Raw genomic sequence first — 14,524 nt, 5'->3', positions numbered from 1 at the left:
TACGCCGTGGCACCGCGTACCACGCATGCACATAATTCCTTGAAATAATAAGCACTGTGTTGCATGCGCAGATTTACGCTAAGAAAAATGAGAAAAACGAAGAGAATTGGCTATTTACGCCACCCTTGACAATATACAAAAGAACTGCTATACGTCGATTACCGACGGCGAGAAACTCAAAAACAGTTTTATTTTTCCGTCGCTGACAACAGTGTAGCAGTTCTTTTTTTCTTCTGTCAAGGGTAGCGTCCATAGCCAAGCGCTTACATGCAAGTCATCTTTCGATATGTAAATCTTGCGCATGCAACACGGCATTTATTCGTTCTAGGAATTATATGCATGCGTGTCACGCGGTGCCACGGCGTAAATAGAACAGGATGTGAGCATAAACTCCAAGGCAAGGCGGTAGACGAATTTCCGTTATCGGAGCGAGCATAGCTCGACCGCGGGAGTGTGTCTGAGCCAACAGCTGTTTTTGCTGTTGGTGAGTTCGCGGAAGCGGTCGAAGATAGGCGGCGCAGCGAAGATAGGAAATCCGTCGTGCCTGCATTGAAGTTTTTGTCACATCCTGTTCCAAATTACCCTAAACAAGAATTTTTGGAATGGTTTTATATAGCATAGAACATACAGTTTGTGTTAAGATTAACGCGAACAAACATTTGGTGTGGTTTTACAGACGTTTAAGGAGACAAATATTTATGAAATTTATACATATCGCAGATGTTCACCTGGGCGTCACTCCGGACGTAGGAATGCCTTGGAGTGAAACACGCAGCCGTGACATCTGGAACAGTTTTCGCCTAGTGATCGATCAGGCGCGCACGCAGCAGGTGGACTTGCTTTTGATTGCAGGGGATTTGTTTCACCGGCAGCCGTTGAAACGAGAACTCAAGGAGATTGCGGCATGGTTTGCAGAAATCCCGGATACAGAAGTTGTGTTGATTGCTGGAAATCATGATTTTTTGTATGCAAAGTCTTATTACAGGACATTTTCGTGGCCGGAGAATGTGCATTTTATACTGGAACGGGATCTGACGGTGGTGCATCTGGAACGGATTCATACGACGGTATGGGGATGCAGTTTCTTGGACAAGGAAGATACCAGAACTGTATATAGCAGCGATATTTTGCGGAAGATGATACGAAACAAGGCAGTGCGAAATGTCCGGGATGCAGAATATGATGTGTCGCTGGCGCAGGGAACAGTTGGACGATTATCAGATTTGGAACAGACAAATCAGAGACGGGAGAATTTTCAGATTCTGCTTGGTCATGGAGGTGATGACAGACATCATCCGTTTCGGGCAGGTGAGATCGCAGCGGCGGGATTTGATTACGCTGCTTTTGGCCATATTCACAAAGCAGCACAGCTGATTCCCGGAAAAGTAGTGATGGCTGGTGCACTGGAACCGACGGACTGCAATGATTTCGGCCCGCATGGTTTCTGGATGGGTGAAATGACAGAGCGTGGAACTCATGTTTCTTTTTATCCCATCAAAAAATGTGAATATATTTGTCAGGAAGTGAATGTGACACCGGAAATGTCGTCACATGCTGTGGCTGAACAGGTGCATCGGGAGCTGGAACAGCGGGAATCCTATCAGATTTCTCATGTTATATTACGAGGGTATCGGGATGCGGATATTTCACTTCCGTTGCAGGAAATCGGTCAGATGAACCGTGTGGTTCGGGTTAAGAACGAGACAGAACCGGATTATCAGTTTGAACAGTTAAAACAGAAATACGATGGAACCTTATTACAGAAATACATTGAGGTTATGGAGCAATATCCGGATCCGATACAGGGAAAAAAGGCGCTGTATTACGGTGTGCAGGCAATGTTGAATGCCATGGGAGAAGGACAGGAGACATAGGATGATTATCAAAGAGGCGAAAATTGGAAAATTTGGCAAACTGGAAAATGTGCAGTATCAGTTTTCACCGCAGATCAATGTGATCTACGGAGAAAATGAGTCGGGAAAAAGCACACTGATGCAGTTTTTGAAAGCGATGCTGTTTGGACTGGAAAAGACCAGGGTGCGGAAAACATTGGATACCTATAATAAGTATGAACCCTGGGACACGCCGGCGTATTTTTACGGCTCTATGATTTTTGAGACCGGAAATCAGGAGTTTTTGCTGGAACGAAATTTTTATCATAAGGAACAGCGGGCGCGTCTGGTTAATGTCCGGGACGGAGAAGAGCTTTCAGTGGAATATGGTGACCTAGACATGCTGCTTGGCAATGTCAGTGCGGCGGCGTATGAAAATACCTGCTGTATCGGACAGGAGCAGCTTCTGCCGGGGTGTGAACTTGGCGTATTGCTGGAGGATGAGCGCAGCAATCTGGCACAGACCGGAAGCGGGGCATTTCAGTTGTCGGAAGCATTGCAGGAACTGGATCAGAAACGCAAAAATGAAGAGAAGAAGCGAAAAGAACTGGAACAACAGCGGTTGTCCAAAATTCATCAGCTGGAAGTAAAACAACAGGTGCTGGAACAAAATGTATCAGAACTGAAGGCACAGAAGAGCCGTCAGAGTACACAGCAGGATACGATGCAGGAGCAGGTAATGCAGGCTCAGCAGGCGATGGAAGCGCTGTTGGGAAGATATCAGTCAGTTAGTCAGCAAGAACAGAAGTTTCAGAAGGCTGTTATGCAGCAACAGGTCGCGTGGGAGCAGTTAGAGCAGGAGCGTGCAAGACGAGGGTTAGCAAGGGAGCAATCAGAGAGAGAATGTGTAAGACGAGAACAGCTGGAATGGGAGCGATCAGAGTCAGCGGATAGACAGAAAACGGGGGAAAGTGCCGGATTTTCACCGTTGTTGCTGATTGGCGTAGCTGGTTTGATCCTGGCACCGATTTTACGGGCGTCCATTGATGGATTCCAGAGAATAGCACCGATTTTGAATGTGGTCTGTATCATTTTAATTCTGGCAGGACTCATATCTGCATATAACAAGAATAAGAAGAAAAAAGGCGATGAACTTACATATGATAATCATAAGGAACGGAATAGCAGTGAATATGAGCATGGACAGAACGATTTGGAACAATGGAAAGCACAGTCTGTGGAACTGGAACAAAAAAAGATTATTCTGGAGCAACAGTTGAGCCAAATTCAAGACGAAAAAAACAATCTTGAAAACCAGTTGCGTGAACTGAAAAATCAACGAAAATCACTTCAGCTTCAATCTGCCCGTCAGGAAGGTTCCGGGGATCAGATTCAGAATCAGATTCAGGAAAAAGAAGTGGAACTGGAAAATCTATCGGAACAGACAGTGGAACTGCAGCAGGAAACCCGAGAAGAGCAGGAAGTTCGCTCTGATTGTGAAGCATTGGAACTGGCAGCAGAAACCATGTCCCGTCTTGCGTCCGGAATGTCAAAAACACTGGAACGCACAATAGAAAAAGAAATGTCCGAAATTCTGGCGCAGGTTACCGGAGACATCCATGGACATATACATATGACGGATTCCAAGAGCATTGTTTTATCTGAACAGATGCAGAAACGTGCGCCGGAAGCTTACAGTCAGGGAACCATGCAGCAGGCATATTTTTCTTATCGGATGGCAGCGGGAAAACTGCTGACAAAGGAAGAACCGTTGCCGTTTTTGCTGGATGAGACATTTGCAAGTTATGATGAAATGAGACTGCGCCAGACGCTGCGGTGGCTGGCAAAACAGGAAAACCAGATTTTTCTTTTTAGCTGTCGGGACACAGAAATCCGATTGCTGCAGGAAGAGGGCATTCCATTTCAGGAAATTTATTTGTAGAAAGTCCAGTTCACCCGCGCCATTCGCAAAACGCATTTACATGCTTCTCCATAGCATCGCAAAAGCTCGCTATTAATTTTGCTCATAAGAAGGCGCTCCCTACGTCACAATATATTCAGATAACTTTTCGTGTAAGCACGAGCGTTATCTGAATATATGTGACGAGTGAACTGGTGAAAAAAATAAAAAATTATGTTGTGTTCTAACGCAAGATATGAGAAAATAAGAGATAATTGTGAAAAACCACAGTTCGCCCGGACTATTTGGCAAAATAGAAATATGCGAAGCACGGACGATTGGTGTAGAAAAGTGAAGGAGATAGATAGATGGACGTAGACCTTGGGCAGTTAAGAGAGCCGTGCGCCTGCGGAAAGGAACATAATATTGATGTCGAGAAGATCGTCATCGAATCCGGAGCAGCGAGCCAACTGGAAGATATTCTGGAAGAGTTTCAGAATCCGGTATTTATATGTGACAGTAATACGCGGACGGCGGCGGAACCGTTTTTAGAGGAAGAATTTAAGGATTATCCGGTCATTGAACTGAATCCGGAAGGACTTCAGGCAGACAACCGTGGTGTGAACAAAGTGATGAAACAGCTGGATTATTGCGACAGAGGCTTAAGCAGTGTCTCTGTGGACGTGCTGGTTGCAATCGGAGGAGGAACCATTCATGATCTTACCCGTTATGCAGCAACTGAGTACGATATTCCGTTTGTTTCTGTGCCGACAGCAGCCAGTGTGGATGGATATGCAGCAAATGTGGCAGCGCTGAACTGGGATGGGTTAAAGAAAACCGTTGCAGGTGTGGCTCCGCGTTGGATTCTGGCAGACACTGATATTTTCGGCGCGGCACCGTCAAGACTTACCGCATCCGGTGTGTCCGATTTTCTTGGAAAATATATTTCCATTCTGGATTGGAAAGTCGCACATCTGGTCACAGGAGAATACATCTGTGAGGAAGTGTGTGATCTGCTGGAAAAATCACTCCGTGATGTCAGCAGAGTACTGGATGATATCCGTTTCGGAGACAAAGAGGCAATTGAAAAACTGATGTATGCCCTGATCCTGTCGGGTCTGTGCATGCAGATGGTGGAGAGCCCGCGCCCGGTATCCGGAGCAGAGCATATGATATCCCATTTGTGGGACTTAAACGTGTTGAATGAGCAGACCAAGGCACTGCATGGTGAGCAGGTGGGGCTCGGTCTGTTGCTTGTGACGGATTATTACAAAAAGCTCGGATATGCCATCCGACACAAAAACGTAACTGTAAAATCGGAAACAGCCAAAGGACTTGAAATGAGTCTGTTGGAACATACATTTGGAAAAAAAGGCCTGTTGGAAGGAATTCTGACAGAAAATACGCCGAATCCACTGGAAGATATCGATCTGGAAGAATTAGAAGAGCAGCTTCCGGAAATCGAAGATCTCATCGATGATCTCCCGGATGCAGACGACATGTATGCAAAACTGCATGACGCAGGCTGCGTACATGAGATATCCAACCTTGGAATTAGTCAAAAAGAAGTAGAACTGACGCTGCAGAGCAGCCCATACGTCAGAAATCGTCTGACGTTACTGCGGCTTTCCAAACTGTTGGAGTGGTAACATTGCCAGCTGAGTCAGTGGCACCGTGGGATGATTATGCTGGTGATTACAACGTAGATTAAAAATAAAAAATGTGAAACAAGGCGGTAGGGCAATTTTCGTCGCAGGAGATAAGCGGCGCAGCGTATGCAGAAAATTGTTCGTGTCTGTTTCACATTTTTATTTGGTTTGAATTTTTCATACACCTTTATCACTGGCATAGGTAATCCCAGATTTTGAAGGATAATTCGTAGAGAAATAGAAGATGACTGTCAGAAATGGAAATTTCCAGCAGCTCTTCTATTTTTTTTACCCGATAGAAGAATGTGCTCCGGTGGATATGCAGAAACTCTGCCGTTTTTGCCGCATTCCGATCATGCTCCAGATACGCCCGAAGCGTCTCCACAAACTCCGTATGATACGTTTTATCATAGTCCTGCAGCTGAAAAATATGATAATGAATCCCCACTTCCAGTCCCTGATAATCGCACTTGGAAAACAGATATTCCGGCAGCGCATCGGTACTGTAAAACAGATTCTGTTCCGGCTTCTGCAGATTAGAAAGCTCCAGCGTGTGCAGCGCCTGATTGTAAAAAATACGGATTTTCAGAATATCCGCAAATGGCTGGCTCAGGCTGACCTTCAGATGATTGCGTTTTGCAAAAAGTTCCAGCGGATCTGTCAGTGCGGCATTTAACTGCACGGGTGTATCCTGATTGATCAGCAGGATGATATTGTTTTTGTATACTACGGACATGGCATTTGGATAAACCTGCCGCAGGGAAGCCATCTGACGTTTGTTGAACAGATCACTGTTGTGCGGTTCCGGGCAGTATAAAATGGCCAGACAGAAAAACTTGCCAAAGCGGCGGTTTAAAAGTTTTAACCTGGCTTCAATGATATTTACATCGTTGAAACGTCCTTCTAACAGCTCTGTCAGAAATGTCTCATACTGCAGTCCTGTTTTCTGCACAAAAAATTCATGTTTTTGCATTTCAATTGCACAGATGTCGGAAAAGGCAGTGATCAGCCGCAACTCATGTTCGCTGGCTTCGGCTTTCTCCGGCAGGCAAAGTGCCACGTAGCCGGTCATGACATGCTGAATACGGATACCGCAGAAAATCCAGTTTGTATCCGGGTGATCTTCGGTCTGAATAAAAAAGGCCTGATTGTTTTTGTAAATCTGATGCTCAATTTGCAGGCGGCGCAGACTTTCCACTTCCTGGGAACTTAAGAAAATACCTTCCGCGCTTTTTTCCATACCGAAAGGAAGCTTGTGCATCAACGGGGAAACAGCGATCATGCTGTAACTTGCGTCAAGCACGGACATGGGACGATGCAGAAAGGACTCCGCCCGAAGGATGAGGTCATCCAGTCCGCGGCCGCTGTAAAGTAAGTGATACAGGTCGTTAATCTCCTGCTGAAGGCGGAATTCAAAGGCCAGACGGTCATTCAGAAACAGAAAAGCGTCGGTTATTTTTGGCATGTTTTCTACTGGAATAACAAAAAAACTTTCATTCGAAGTTATGTTTTGGTTCGCATCCATTAGAAGTATGGGTGCCTGCTCATTCTTATTATCAGCAATCTTTCCCGGAACATCATCCGAACACAGATAAAGCGTATCCTCACACAGAACCGTATCCGGCCGGAGCATATCGATCCGGCTGACAAACCGCTCCATGTCATATTCATTTTTAATCCGGCAGGAGTAAGTCTCCTGCAACTGATCAAGCAATGTTTTTAACGTGATCATAAAGTATCCCCCTGAACATAAGTGACAGATATTTCATTCGACATTTGTTGAAAATAAAGCCAAAAGGGTGAATGATTTTCAACAGCTGTTTGAAGCTTTTTTATAGTGTGCATGTTATAATTTTATCAGTGATTATAGTGACAGTGTACCATAATAGTACCGTGCACGTCAAAATATATCAAAACAGCAGGGGTGCCGCAGCATTCCTGGAAACTATGATTAGAACAGAATGAAAATCAGAACGACAACTGTTGAATGAACGCTTTACAAAGAACAGAAGGGAGAAAAACATGGCAGTCATTACGATTGACGGCACACGTCTGGAAGTGCCGGAGAACAAAAATGTATTGGAATGTGCGCTGGAAGCCGGAATTTATATTCCGCACCTCTGCCATCATCCGGATCTGCCGGAGAATGGTTCCTGCCGCATGTGTATTGTAGAAGTAGAAGGTCAGGAAGGCGTAACCACATCCTGTACCCTGCGTGCACAGGATGGCATGATTGTACATACTACAAGTGAGCGGATCAATAAACTCCGTACTCTGGCACTGGAACTGTTGCTTGCAGGACATCCGGAAGATTGTTCCACATGTCCGAAATACGGTAACTGTGAGCTTCAGACATTGATTCAGTACATCGGTGCAAATAACGCACGTATGCGTACCCGTATCAAAGGTATCAAGATGGAAGAGGGCAATCCGCTGCTCATCCACGACATGAACCGTTGTGTATTGTGTGGACGCTGTGTCCGTGCCTGCAACAACTTAAGAGGTGTAGGAGTATTACAGTATAACAAAAAAGATCTTGAGACATATGTAGGAACTTTACATGGCAAATTACTGAAAGACGAAGACTGTCGTTTCTGTACTGCCTGTGCGGAAGTCTGTCCGACTGGTTCCATTCGTGATAAATTACAGCTTCTGACAACGAACTTGAAAAAAGAAGAGGCGCTGGTTCCGTGCCGTACCGCCTGTCCGGCTCATACAGACATCCCGCGTTACATCCGTTTTGTAAAAGAGGGCGATTATGATGCAGCCGTAGCGGTCATCCGTGAGAAAGTACCGTTCCCGAATGCATTGGGACATGTCTGCAGCCATGCATGTGAGTTGGAGTGCAAACGAAAAGAAGTCAGCGAGGCAATGTCCATCCGCGATATCAAACGTTATGCCGCAGAACATGACACCGGCCGTTACTGGAAAGGCAAAGGAAAACAGCTTACGGATACCGGCAAAAAAGTATGCGTCGTAGGTGGAGGCCCTGCAGGTCTGACCGCAGCATATTACCTGAGAAAACAGGGACACGCCGTTACCGTAAAAGAAGCACTTCCGACGGTTGGTGGTATGATGTCCTACGGAATCCCGTCCTACCGGCTTCCGCGTGAGATCGTTGCACAGGAAGCAAAAGTGATCGAAGATCAGGGCGTAGTTATCGAGACAAATACAAAAGTTGAGAAACCGGTAGAGTTACTGAAAGAGTACGATGCAGTCTTGATGACCATCGGTGCACACAAAGGGGTCCGTCTCCCGATGGAAGGCAGCGAGCTTCCAGGAGTTCTGTTAAATATTGATTTCCTGCGTAACGCAAGTCTTGGTCAGGAAACAGGAATGGGCAAACGCATCATCGTTCTCGGCGGTGGAAACGTAGCTTTTGATTGTGCGAGAACTGCAAAACGTCTGGGCGCAGAGGAAATCCATCTGGCATGTCTGGAAGCAAGAGAAGCCATGACTGCAGATGATGAAGAAATCGAGCAGGCAAAAGAAGAAGGTATCTTCGTACATCCGGCACAGACTTTCGAGCGTATCACAGGAAGTGACGCTGTTACAGGTGTTGACTTTATGAACGTAAAATCCTTCACTTTCGATGAGAACCGCAGAGCCATTATCGAGAAAGAGGAAGACAGCGAGCATCACATTGATGCAGACACGGTTATTTTTGCAACCGGTCAGCGCCCGGATCTGACAGAAGAAGCAGGTCTGACTTTAGGCAGAGCAAACAGCATTGTAGTAAAAGAAAATTCTCTTGCAACTGAGACTGAAGGCGTATTTGCAGCCGGCGACGTTGTATACGGAACAAAATCCGTAATCCTTGCCATTGCATCCGGCCGTGATGCAGCGGTTGAAATTGATAAATATCTGGGCGGCGACGGAGACATCAGCGAGACACTTGCTCCCGAGCAGCATGCAGATCCAAAGATCGGTAAAGTAGAAGGATTTGGTTACCTTGGACGTACCAAGACTCAGGTGACTCCGGCAGCAGAGAGACAGGATAACTTCAATGAAGTAGACCATGGTATCTGTGACGCGGATATCTGCGGCGAGGCAAGCCGCTGCCTGCAGTGTGACTTAAGACTTCAGATCCATCCGTCCAGACTGTGGACCGAGTATTCGAATCAGAAGGAGGCGTAAGACAGATGAGTGCTTTAGAAAATGCAAAAAACATGAGTGTTGAAGATATTCTGGCAAAAACTGCGGCTTCCGGATTACTGGAATTCGGTGTAGAGCGCAGTGCTGTGACAGAAAAATGGAATCAGGTAAATGCAGAACGTGAATTTCAGACAAATCCGATTCGCGTGGTTGCAGGTTTAAATAATGCGGATATCGCAGGGGTTTTGCTGAAAGTATTGAAAGCTGACCCGAAAAAAGTAATGGAAGGTATGGCTATCGCAGCGCTGGCAGTAAATGCAGAGGAAATGTATCTGTATATTCCAGAGAAAGAAGCTGCGTATGCAAAAGAACTGGAAGCACAGGCTGCTGAGTATGGCATCCAGATCCAGACCGGCATCATCAACCGCAGAGCAAGCCGCGGCGGTGCATTCCACCATATTTTGACCATGGCTGCGCTGGCAGATATTTTCGCAGACAGCTATGAACCGTGTACATACATGGCGGTCTGCAAAGATGGAAAAATGGGTGAGCTTCAGAAAGTATCTTTTGGTACAAAAGTGGCTGATCTGGTAGGAGATGCAGACGTGAAAGCCATCGCCATCGGCACAAAACTGTACGATGCATCTGCCATGGATCTGGTGATTGAGGCAGATACCCAGATCGGAAATGGTGTGATCACTGTTTACGGTTCCAAATGCTGTATGATCCACGAGACAGAAGAAGTACTTTTGGCAGAGCGCAAGCAGAGCTGTGGAAAATGTACTTTCTGCCGTGAAGGTCTGATCCAGCTTCACACCATGGTAAAAGAAATTACCGAAGGACAGGGCAAAAAAGAGTTTACTGATATGATGGAAGAAATCGGAGAGGCCATGACATTCTCCACTCCGTGTACCATGGGACAGACCGCATCCGATTTTGCGATGGGTTCCCTGAAATATTTTGCAAATGAGTACGAAGATCATATCAAGAAGAAAAAATGTGCAAACAATGTATGTTCCGCATTTATGAGCATTTACATTGATCCGGATCTTTGCGAGGGCTGTGAGGAATGTGCGGATGTCTGTCCGGTGGATGCCATTGAGGGCAAGGATGGATACATTCACATGATCGACGAATTCGAGTGTACTAAATGTGGAAAATGTATTTCTGCATGTGAGAATGATGCAATCATTCAGACAAACGGTCGTCTGCCGAAGCTGCCGACCCGTCTGACAAAATGCGGTAAATTTAAAAAACGTCATTAAAATGTTTTATACAGACAGTGTTCAGGCTGTCATCGGACAAAGAGAAACTTTTCCTTTTAAGGAATTAACAATAACACAACTTTATGGAGGTATTTCATTATGAAAACAATGGAAGCAGATGTAATTGTAGTAGCAGCAGGTCCTGCAGGTCTTGCAGCAGCAATCACAGCAGGTGAGAATGACCTGAAAGCAATCGTATTTGAAAAATCCAACACAACAGGTGGAGCAGCAAACATGGGTATGGGACCGCTTGGAATCGGTACAAAATACCAGAAAAAAGCATTCTGTGACATCACAGTAGACGAAGCTCTGAACAAACACATGGAGTATACACATTACCGTGTAGACAGCGACCTGGTTCAGACATACTTCAACAAATCCGCAGACACCATCGAGTGGCTGGAAGACATGGGCGTTGAGTTTGCAGGTGCATTCCGTTACTTCAGAGAGTCTGAGGCAACATGGCATATTGTAAAACCTGAGAATGGTGTGATCGGACCTCGTGCAGCAGGACCGATGGTTCGTGCCATGACAGAGAAAGCAAAAGAGCTTGGCGCAGAGATCTACCTTGAGACACCGGCTACCGGTCTGATCATGGAAGACGGCAAATGTGTTGGTGTAAAAGCAGTTGACAAAGATGGCGAAGAGATTGAAGCACGCGGTAAAGCAGTTGTTGTTGCAACCGGTGGATTCGGTACAAACAAAGAGATGATCAAAGAGAACTTTGGTTATGACCTTTGGGAGAACTACTTCCCATTCAACGTTCCGGGTACAACTGGTGATGGTCTGAACATGATGTGGAATGCAGGCGCACAGAAATTTGGTGCAAACATCGAGATGATCTATCAGTTAAAAGATAATATGAACTGGTTCCTGTTAGATGCAGTTCTTCGTCAGCCAAACCTTCTGATTAACCAGAACGGTGACCGTTTCATGAACGAGGGCATGATGGGTAACACAACTTACACAGGAAATGCGCTGGCACTTCAGCCGGGAAATTACGGATACTGCATCATGGATGCTAAAATCCTGAAAAACTACAAGAAAAACGGTCCGGATATCTTTGACATCGTTCATCCGGAAGATGCATTCCTGGCAGTTGATGCTGAGTTTGATCGTGCGGAGGAAGAAGGCTATGACGGATTCATCCGAGCAGATTCCATCGAAGAGCTGGCTGAGAAACTTGGTATCGATGCTGACAAACTTGAGGAGACTCTGGATGACTACAATGATATGTGTGATGAGGGATATGATTCTCAGTTCCACAAAAAACATGAGTATCTGCATCCGATCACAGGAAAGGGCGGCTATCTGGTAGGTAAATACTACATTGCTGCTTATGGAACAGTCGGCGGTGTCAGAATCAACAAATACGGCGAAGTTATGGATGCAAATCTGAAACCAATCCCGGGACTTTACAGTGCGGGATCTGATGCAAATACCATCTATGGTGATAGTTATAACTTTACACTGTGCGGAAACACCATGGGATTTGCTATTAACTCCGGACGTATGGCAGGTGAGGCAATCGCTGATTATATCGACGAGAATTTCTAAATTTTGAAAGACGGACGTTTCGAGCTGTGATGAAATCATGTACGCAGACACGAATAATTTTCTGTATTTCCTGCATCGCTTATCTCCGTCCCCTTCCGCGAACTCGCTTGCAAAAAACAGCAAGCTCAGACACACTCACGGGGACGGGCTAGATGCAGAAAATCCGACGAAAATTAATCTACCGTCTTGCGTTACATGATTTCATCATCAGTTTCGAAACTGTCAGCACCAAAATAAGTGTACTTGACACATAAATTGTGCTATTGATAAAAAAATAACAAGAACAGCAGAAGAAAAACTGGATAAAATTGACATAGGGATAGGAAAATATAGGGAATTCAGCCTGAATTTACTTTCTAAAGTAGATTCGGGCTGTTTTTTTCTTGAAACAAGACATGAAAATGATAAAAAATTAACAAAAAAGGTATTGTATTCTGCATACAAGTCTGCTATTCTATGGCCGTGGAAATGATTAATAGTTACTAACCAGAAAGTGAGGACGATCATGAAGGAATTTGAACAGTGGAATGGATTTGAAGGACGTTTGTGGAAAGAAGAAGTAAATGTCCGTGACTTTATCCAGAACAACTATACACAGTATGATGGAGATGAGGAGTTTCTGGCAGAACCGACAGATGCGACAAACCGTCTGTGGGGCAAACTGCAGGAGTTACAGAAAGCAGAGCGTGCGAAAAACGGCGTTTTGGACATGGAGACAGAAATTGTTACTTCCCTGACAGCTTATGGTCCGGGATACATTGATGAAGAATTAAAAGATCTGGAGCAGGTTGTTGGTCTGCAGACAGATAAACCGCTGAAACGTGCATTTATGCCGTACGGTGGAATTAAAATGGCTGAGGAATCCTGCAGAATGTACGGATATGAGCCAAGCGAAAAAATTCATGAGATTTTTACAAAATACCACAAAACTCACAATCAGGCAGTATTTGATATTTATACACCGGAAATGAAAGTTGCAAGACACAACAAAATTTTAACAGGTCTTCCGGATACTTATGGACGTGGCCGTATTGTTGGTGATTACCGTCGAGTAGCTTTGTACGGTATCGATCAGCTGATCGAGTTCAAGAAAAAAGATTTCGATGCAACAAACCGTCAGGGTATGCGTCGTGGGGACTTCCAGTTAAGAGAAGAGATCGCAGATCAGATCCGTGCATTAAAAGGCATGAAAGAGATGGCTGCTATCTACGGCTACGATATTTCCGAGCCGGCTAAAAATGCGAAAGAGGCAGTTCAGTGGGTATACTTCGGATATCTTGCAGCTGTTAAAACACAGAATGGTGCAGCTATGAGTGTTGGTCGTGTGTCTACGTTCCTTGATATTTATATCGAGAGAGATCTGAAAAACGGCATTCTGACAGAGGAAGAAGCGCAGGAACTCATCGACCATATGACAATGAAATTCCGTATGGTAAAATTTGCAAGAATCGAGTCTTACAACCAGCTGTTCTCCGGGGATCCGGTTTGGGCAACACTGGAAGTAGCAGGTATCGGCATGGACGGCCGTCATCAGGTTACAAAGACAGACTATCGTTTCCTGCATACACTTGAGAATATGGGACCAGCTCCGGAGCCAAACCTTACCGTATTATATTCTTCTCATTTACCGGAGAACTTCAAGAAATATGCAGCTCATATTTCCGTTGAGACAAGTTCCATCCAGTACGAGAACGACGATGTAATGCGTCCGGTATGGGGCGATGATTACTCCATCTGCTGCTGTGTATCCGCTACAGAGACAGGAAAAGAGATCCAGTTCTTTGGTGCACGTGCCAACCTTGCAAAGTGCTTACTTTATGCGATCAACGGTGGTGTGGATGAGAGAACTCATGATCAGGTTGCACCGGAATATGCACCGATCACATCCGAGTACCTTGATTATGACGAGGTAATGAAGAAATATGATGTTATGATGGACTGGCTGGCTCACCTCTATGTAGGTACCCTGAACATGATCCATTACATGCATGATAAATATTATTATGAAGCAGCTGAGATGGCGCTGATCGATACTGATGTACGCCGTACCTTCGCAACAGGTATCGCAGGATTCTCACATGTCGTAGACTCCTTAAGCGCAATCAAATATGCAAAAGTAAAAGCAATCCGTGACGAGAGCGGAATCGTTGTTGACTTCGAGACAACCGGAGACTTCCCAAAATACGGAAACGATGATGAGAGAGCAGACGAGATCGCTGTATGGTT

The 14,524-nt window shown here is 45.3% G+C and carries 8 protein-coding genes; 7 read left to right on the top strand and 1 reads right to left on the bottom strand.

Going from position 1 to position 14,524, the window contains the following annotated elements; all coding sequences use genetic code 11:
- Positions 1–698: 698 nt before the first annotated feature.
- The 3 genes from Q0I54_RS11445 (at position 699) to Q0I54_RS11435 (ending at position 5,381) form a co-directional block, all read left to right on the top strand.
- The gene (locus Q0I54_RS11445; protein WP_296118780.1) at positions 699–1,874 is read left to right on the top strand and encodes a DNA repair exonuclease; all 1,176 of its coding nucleotides are present in this window, start codon (positions 699–701) and stop codon (positions 1,872–1,874) included.
- A 1-nt stretch (position 1,875) separates the two neighbouring features.
- Positions 1,876–3,774, top strand: coding sequence for an ATP-binding protein (locus tag Q0I54_RS11440; protein ID WP_296118778.1), 1,899 nt, complete (start codon positions 1,876–1,878; stop codon positions 3,772–3,774).
- A gap of 326 nt (positions 3,775–4,100) precedes the next feature.
- Positions 4,101–5,381 (top strand): sn-glycerol-1-phosphate dehydrogenase, encoded by a 1,281-nt coding sequence (locus tag Q0I54_RS11435; RefSeq protein WP_294784673.1) that lies wholly within the window; start codon positions 4,101–4,103, stop codon positions 5,379–5,381.
- A gap of 190 nt (positions 5,382–5,571) precedes the next feature.
- Here the strand turns inward: Q0I54_RS11435 and Q0I54_RS11430 are convergent, their stop codons facing one another.
- Positions 5,572–7,113, bottom strand: a complete 1,542-nt coding sequence (locus tag Q0I54_RS11430) for a CdaR family transcriptional regulator (RefSeq protein ID WP_296118777.1) — start codon at positions 7,111–7,113, stop codon at positions 5,572–5,574.
- A 290-nt stretch (positions 7,114–7,403) separates the two neighbouring features.
- Between Q0I54_RS11430 and Q0I54_RS11425 the strand changes: the two genes are divergently transcribed.
- The 4 genes from Q0I54_RS11425 to Q0I54_RS11410 form a co-directional block, all read left to right on the top strand.
- Entirely contained in the window at positions 7,404–9,518 is a 2,115-nt protein-coding gene (locus tag Q0I54_RS11425) for an FAD-dependent oxidoreductase (protein WP_296118776.1), read from the top strand.
- Between the two features lie 5 nt (positions 9,519–9,523).
- Entirely contained in the window at positions 9,524–10,741 is a 1,218-nt protein-coding gene (locus tag Q0I54_RS11420) for an NADH-ubiquinone oxidoreductase-F iron-sulfur binding region domain-containing protein (protein ID WP_296118775.1), read from the top strand.
- A 99-nt stretch (positions 10,742–10,840) separates the two neighbouring features.
- Positions 10,841–12,298 carry an FAD-dependent oxidoreductase gene (locus Q0I54_RS11415; RefSeq protein ID WP_296118774.1) on the top strand — a complete coding sequence of 486 codons (1,458 nt, stop codon included), beginning with the start codon at positions 10,841–10,843 and terminating at the stop codon, positions 12,296–12,298.
- Between the two features lie 505 nt (positions 12,299–12,803).
- Positions 12,804–14,524: pyruvate formate lyase family protein (locus Q0I54_RS11410; RefSeq protein ID WP_296118773.1), on the top strand; the 1,721-nt coding region annotated here is incomplete at its 3' end.

The organism is uncultured Eubacterium sp. (genome assembly GCF_934295145.1).
Classification (GTDB): Bacteria; Bacillota; Clostridia; order Lachnospirales; family Lachnospiraceae; genus Eubacterium_I.
The sequence above is the reverse complement of the archived record's forward strand: the minus strand, read 5'-3'. Positions and strand labels throughout refer to the sequence as shown.

What these genes read in the sequence shown, in the direction of transcription:
- Q0I54_RS11425 (WP_296118776.1), top strand. Translation starts at nt 7,404, where the DNA reads ATGGCAGTCATTACGATTGACGGCACACGTCTGGAAGTGCCGGAGAAC.
- Q0I54_RS11430 (WP_296118777.1), bottom strand. Translation starts at nt 7,113, where the DNA reads ATGATCACGTTAAAAACATTGCTTGATCAGTTGCAGGAGACTTACTCC.
- Q0I54_RS11445 (WP_296118780.1), top strand. Translation starts at nt 699, where the DNA reads ATGAAATTTATACATATCGCAGATGTTCACCTGGGCGTCACTCCGGAC.
- Q0I54_RS11440 (WP_296118778.1), top strand. Translation starts at nt 1,876, where the DNA reads ATGATTATCAAAGAGGCGAAAATTGGAAAATTTGGCAAACTGGAAAAT.
- Q0I54_RS11420 (WP_296118775.1), top strand. Translation starts at nt 9,524, where the DNA reads ATGAGTGCTTTAGAAAATGCAAAAAACATGAGTGTTGAAGATATTCTG.
- Q0I54_RS11435 (WP_294784673.1), top strand. Translation starts at nt 4,101, where the DNA reads ATGGACGTAGACCTTGGGCAGTTAAGAGAGCCGTGCGCCTGCGGAAAG.
- Q0I54_RS11415 (WP_296118774.1), top strand. Translation starts at nt 10,841, where the DNA reads ATGAAAACAATGGAAGCAGATGTAATTGTAGTAGCAGCAGGTCCTGCA.